This window comes from Dietzia sp. SYD-A1 (genome assembly GCF_015356725.1).
In the GTDB taxonomy this organism is placed as follows: domain Bacteria; phylum Actinomycetota; class Actinomycetes; order Mycobacteriales; family Mycobacteriaceae; genus Dietzia.
The window spans coordinates 1-4,554 of record NZ_JADDKI010000319.1; the positions used below are offsets into that span (position 1 = coordinate 1).

At 71.1% G+C, this 4,554-nt stretch carries 5 protein-coding genes; 2 read left to right on the forward strand and 3 right to left on the reverse strand.

Going from position 1 to position 4,554, the window contains the following annotated elements:
• Nucleotides 1–327 (forward strand): ABC transporter C-terminal domain-containing protein (locus IY392_RS12845; RefSeq protein WP_255542085.1); only part of this gene is annotated, 327 nt, incomplete at its 5' end.
• Between the two features lie 253 nt (nucleotides 328–580).
• A complete protein-coding gene (locus IY392_RS12850) occupies nucleotides 581–1,510 on the forward strand; it encodes an endonuclease domain-containing protein (protein ID WP_194861426.1) in 930 nt (309 codons plus the stop codon).
• A gap of 178 nt (nucleotides 1,511–1,688) precedes the next feature.
• Here IY392_RS12850 and IY392_RS12855 read toward each other — a convergent pair whose 3' ends face one another.
• The 3 genes from IY392_RS12855 to IY392_RS12865 all read right to left on the reverse strand — a co-directional run bounded on the left by IY392_RS12855 (nucleotide 1,689) and on the right by IY392_RS12865 (nucleotide 4,554).
• The gene (locus tag IY392_RS12855) at nucleotides 1,689–2,417 is read right to left on the reverse strand and encodes an HAD hydrolase-like protein (RefSeq protein ID WP_194861427.1); all 729 of its coding nucleotides are present in this window, start codon (nucleotides 2,415–2,417) and stop codon (nucleotides 1,689–1,691) included.
• Entirely contained in the window at nucleotides 2,414–2,965 is a 552-nt protein-coding gene (locus tag IY392_RS12860) for a TetR/AcrR family transcriptional regulator (RefSeq protein ID WP_194861428.1), read from the reverse strand. Before IY392_RS12860 ends, IY392_RS12855 begins: the two co-directional genes overlap by 4 nt.
• 119 nt (nucleotides 2,966–3,084) lie before the next feature.
• Nucleotides 3,085–4,554 (reverse strand): GMC oxidoreductase, encoded by a 1,470-nt coding sequence (locus IY392_RS12865; protein ID WP_194861429.1) that lies wholly within the window; start codon nucleotides 4,552–4,554, stop codon nucleotides 3,085–3,087.

Here is a 4,554-nt window from a genome sequence, read left to right on the forward strand (position 1 = left end):
GGCTCGGGTGTGGGCTCGGATGCGGGCTCGGGTGCGGGGCCTGGCTCGGATGCGGGACCTGGCTCGGCGTCCGCTGCGCCCGCCGGGGCCGGTCTCAGCTCGGGCGAAGAGCGGGCGCTGCGCAAGGAGATGTCCAGGATCGAGCGGCAGATGCTCAAGCTCGACACGCGTCAGGCCGCTCTTCACGAGGCTCTCACCGCCGCCGCGGGAGAGGCGCTCGACACGGAGAAGCTCGCCTCGCTCGACCGCGACCTCAAGCAGGTGACAGCGGAGAAGGAGGAGCTCGAGGAACGCTGGATGGAGATCGGCGAGCAGATAGAGGGCTGACCCGCGGGCCGACGACCAGAGGGCTGACCGCAGGCCGGCGCGCCAGGGGGACGCCGCTCTCAGGCGTCCATCGGTCTTGGTCGTCTCTGCTGCGGTGAATCGCGCGTCTCGCCGCGCTGGGCACGACCAGAACGCGGGAGGACCACCTGCGACTGTCACCGGCGTGCGCGGGTGGTTGTGGATGGTCGTTCTGCTCCTCCACAGGCGACGCTCCCGGCGGGTGTGATCGGACGCGGCGCGTGATGATGCTGTGGTGCCTCTTGCCGATCCTGCTGAGCCGTTCGTCGGAAGTGCCGCGGTGCAGGCCGGCCGCCTGACCGGCCATCAGCTGAGGTCACGACATCGCCGGTTGTTCCCCGACGTGTACCTGGCCGCCGGGGAGCCCGTCACCCCTGATCGCCTGGTTCGCGGCGCAGCATTGTGGGCGCCCGCCGGAGCTGTGATCGGCGGTCTCGCGGCGGGACTGTTCCACCGTGAGCGCTGGTACGCACCGGCGGCGGTCGGGAGAGGCGTCGACGTCTACGCGGTCGGTACGGCGCCCGCTCCGCGCGGAGTGCGGTTGCGCCGACTCCGGCGTGCCCTGCCGGCCGGGCACGTGGTGACGATCGGTGGCCTCCGGGTGACCTCCGCGGCGCGGACGGCGGTCGACGTCGCGAGGTGGGAGTTCGACGACGACGCCGCCATCGCGAAGATCGATGCCGTGTGCAATCGGTCCCGCATTTCGGTCAGCGAGGTCAGTGCACTCGCGGAGAGCGTGCGAGGACTGCATGGTCTGCACAGGGTGCGCGGCCTGCTGCACTGGTGCGACCCGCGGGCGGACTCGCCACCGGAGACCAGACTTCGGCTACTCCTCGTCCGGTCGGACCTCCCTGACCCGACTCCACAGGTCGCGATCCGCAACGAGTACGGAGCGAGAATCGCTACCGCGGATCTCGCGTACGAGGCCGAGATGGTCGCGGTCTTCTATGACGGCGAGGTCCATCGAGGGAAGGACCAGTGGGAGTACGACGCCCGGGTCAACGCCGAACTCGCCGAACTCGGCTGGCAGGTGGTCCGCGTCACCGGGTCGATGCTCAGGAATCCTCGGGCGGTGCTCCGCCAGGCCCGCGCGGCCCTCGAGCGCGGCCGCCACCACATCGCCTCACAGGTTGGTCGTGCCCACTGTGACGGAGGCGCCATCTGATCACAACGGACACGACCATTCACCGGGTGCTGCGGGGTCCCGAGGTGCTGCGGGGTCCCGGGGTGCTGCGGGGCCCGGGTGCTGCGGGGTCCCGGGGTGCTGCGGGGCCCGGGTGCTGCGGGACCCGAGGTGCTGCGGGGGCCCGAGCGGCGGTGACGGCCGAACCGCGGTGGTGGTCTCAGGCGCGGTGGGGTAGGGGGACCGCCGAGGGCGTCAGGGCGGAGATCGCCTCGAGAAGAGACTCCACGTCGGTGAGGTCGGGCAGGACGGCGTGGGCTCCGGCCGCGCGCAACTCGTCAGCGCTGACCCGGCCGGTCGCTACCGCGACGCAGTGTGCCCCCGCATCGAGTGCCCCGCGCACGTCGTGCACGTGGTCCCCGATGACCACAGTGGTGCCGGGGGAGACCTCGAGCCCGAGGGTGCGGGCCGTGGCGACCGCCCCGCGCACGAGGTCGGCGCGGTCGGCGTGGTGATCACCGAACGCGCCCAACCGAGGATCCGGCAGGCCGTCGAAACCGCACAACCGGAGCTTGAGCAGCGCCGTCCGCCGCATGTTGCCGGTGACGATCCCCTGGTGCACCCCGGCCGCGGAGGCGAGGGCGCCCACCGCCTCGTGTGCGCCCGGCAGAGGCCCGCCGCCGGAGTCGAGCAGATCATGACCGTGGGTCTCGCACCTCTCGGCGACCGCGCGGAGGAGGCGGGTGACGTGTCCTTCGCGCGGCTCGATCCCGTTTCTCGCGAGCAGGTCGGTACAGATCGCGCGGTCCGTCCGGCCGGCGAAGGAGGTGTCCATGATCGGTTCCCCGCCCACCATCTCTGCGAGAGCGGGCCCGATCATCCGGGAACCGAACCCGGCGGGGTCGAGCAACGTGAGGTCGAGATCCCACAGGACCAGCCGGGTGCTCACGGCGCCGATGTGAACAGCGGCGCCAGCCAGGCGGTGAGGAAGGACCGCAGTTCGGCGTCGGAGCGGGAGTCGGGGGGGTCGAGCACGATCACCGACCAGCCGATGTGGACTCCGACGTCGGCGAGGAAGTCGATGCGGTCGGCGTACTCGGGGAAGCGCTCGACCGCCGGTCTCAACAGTTGAGCGGTGTAGCCGAGGGATCTGTCGATGGCTCCGGGATGGTGGATCGGATTGCCCTCGCCGGAGAGCGTCAGCGCGCGGAGGAGGGGGTCGCCGAGGATCCTCTGCCGGGACACGACCACCATCTCCACCAGGAGTTCGAGCAGCGAGTCCGCCGAGTCGATGAGCGACTCGTAGGTACCGAGGAGTGCGCTGAGTTGATGGGTTATCGCCTCGCTGACGAGTTCCTCACGGGTACCGAAGATCGAGTACACGGTCTGTCGACTCACCCCGGCTCGCTTGGCCACCACCGCGATGTTGACGCCCTCGAAGCCCACCTCGCCGATGACGCGGCGGGTGGCGTCGAGGATGTTCTCGCGAGACCTCACACCGCCCATTATCCCGGTCGCCGCCACCGGTCCCGGGCATTCGACGCTGATGACGGTGTGCACATCCGTCCGGACGGCCTCGCCCGCTCCCGGCTCGGACGGCCTCGCCCGCTCCCGCCTCAGATGATCGCGCCCACATCGTGGCGGACGATCCGGTCGAGGGCTCGCTCGGCGATCGCCGCGATGGTCAGTGACGGGTTGCAGGCGGCGGTGGTGCCCGGGATGAGGGCCCCGTCGACGACGTACAGGCCCCGCTGGCCCAGGACCCGCCCGTCGAGGTCGCAGACCTGCTCCATGGCCGCGCCGCCGAGCGGGTGCCAGGTGGAGTTGACGATGTCGTTGGTGTCGGTGAGGTGGCCGGTCGGGCCGACGATGGCGCGCGCGGTGGGTTCGATGTGACCGCGCAGGATCCCCGCGTCACCGGCGGCGGGCCATCGGATGACGCCGCGGTCCTGCGCTGCGTCGTAGACGATCCGGCCACGGTCGGCGCTCACGCCGTACCCGACCATCATCGTGGTGTGCAGATCCGCACCGAATGCGGGGATCGACGCCTGGATGAGGGTGTGGGCGGTGGTGGGGTCCGACCAGTTGAGGCTCCCGTAGACCACAGGCCCGCCCTGGACGGCGCCGAATCCTGCGGTGGGGTCGGTCCAGGTGTAGATCCGGTCGGCGTTGGTGCCCCAGCCGCTGCCGACGGCGTCGGGGAGGTCCGTGATGGTGCCGGTGGCGGAGGCTCGGGTGAGCAGCGTGGAGGTGCCCACCGATCCGGCACCCAACATGACCGCGGGTGCGCGCATCGCCAGCGTCTTGAGGAGGCGTCCGGCGGTGTCGAGGACCTCGACGTCGAGCTCCCAGCGTCCGTCGGGCAGCCGCCGCATGGCACGGACGTCGTGGAGCGGTCGGACCTCGACGAGTCCCGTGGCCTCGGCGTCGGCGAGGTAGGTCACGTCGACGGTGTGTTTGCCGCCGTTGTTGACGCCGAGCGCGCCCGAGCTGTCGGTGTAGGAGGGCCGCATCTCGCCGCGCAGCTCGGCCAGTGCGTAGTCCCAGTCGATGGGCATGGGGATCTTGCGCAGTGGCAGACCGGCGGCCCGCACCCTCTGGGCGAAAACGCGGGGGGCCGTGTACTGGGGGGAGTTGACGAGTTCGTCCGGGGCCTCGGCCAGGCGGAGCATCCGGGAGACGCGGGGAAAGTACTCCTGCTCCATCTCGCGCCAGTCGATCGCGCCCGGGAACCAGGTCTGGAACAACTCCTCGCTGGGCTGGAGTGACATGCCCTGGTAGATGAGGGACCCGCCTCCGACGCCGGTGGCGCACACGGAGGTCATGTTCTCGCCCACGGAGGCGTCGAGCAGCCCGGTGTAGCGCGGCAGGTCCACGGGTCGGCCGAAGACCTCGGGTGCGGAGCGGAACCACAGGATGCGCTCGTCGGGTGCGCTGACGCTGGGGTAGGTGGTCGAGTTGGGGCCGGTGGGCCAGCGGCGTCCTCGTTCCATGACGACGACGGGGACGCCCGCCTGGGCGAGCCGGAGCGCCGCGATGCCGCCGCCGAACCCGCTGCCCACCACGAGGACCCGGTGGTCCTGCAC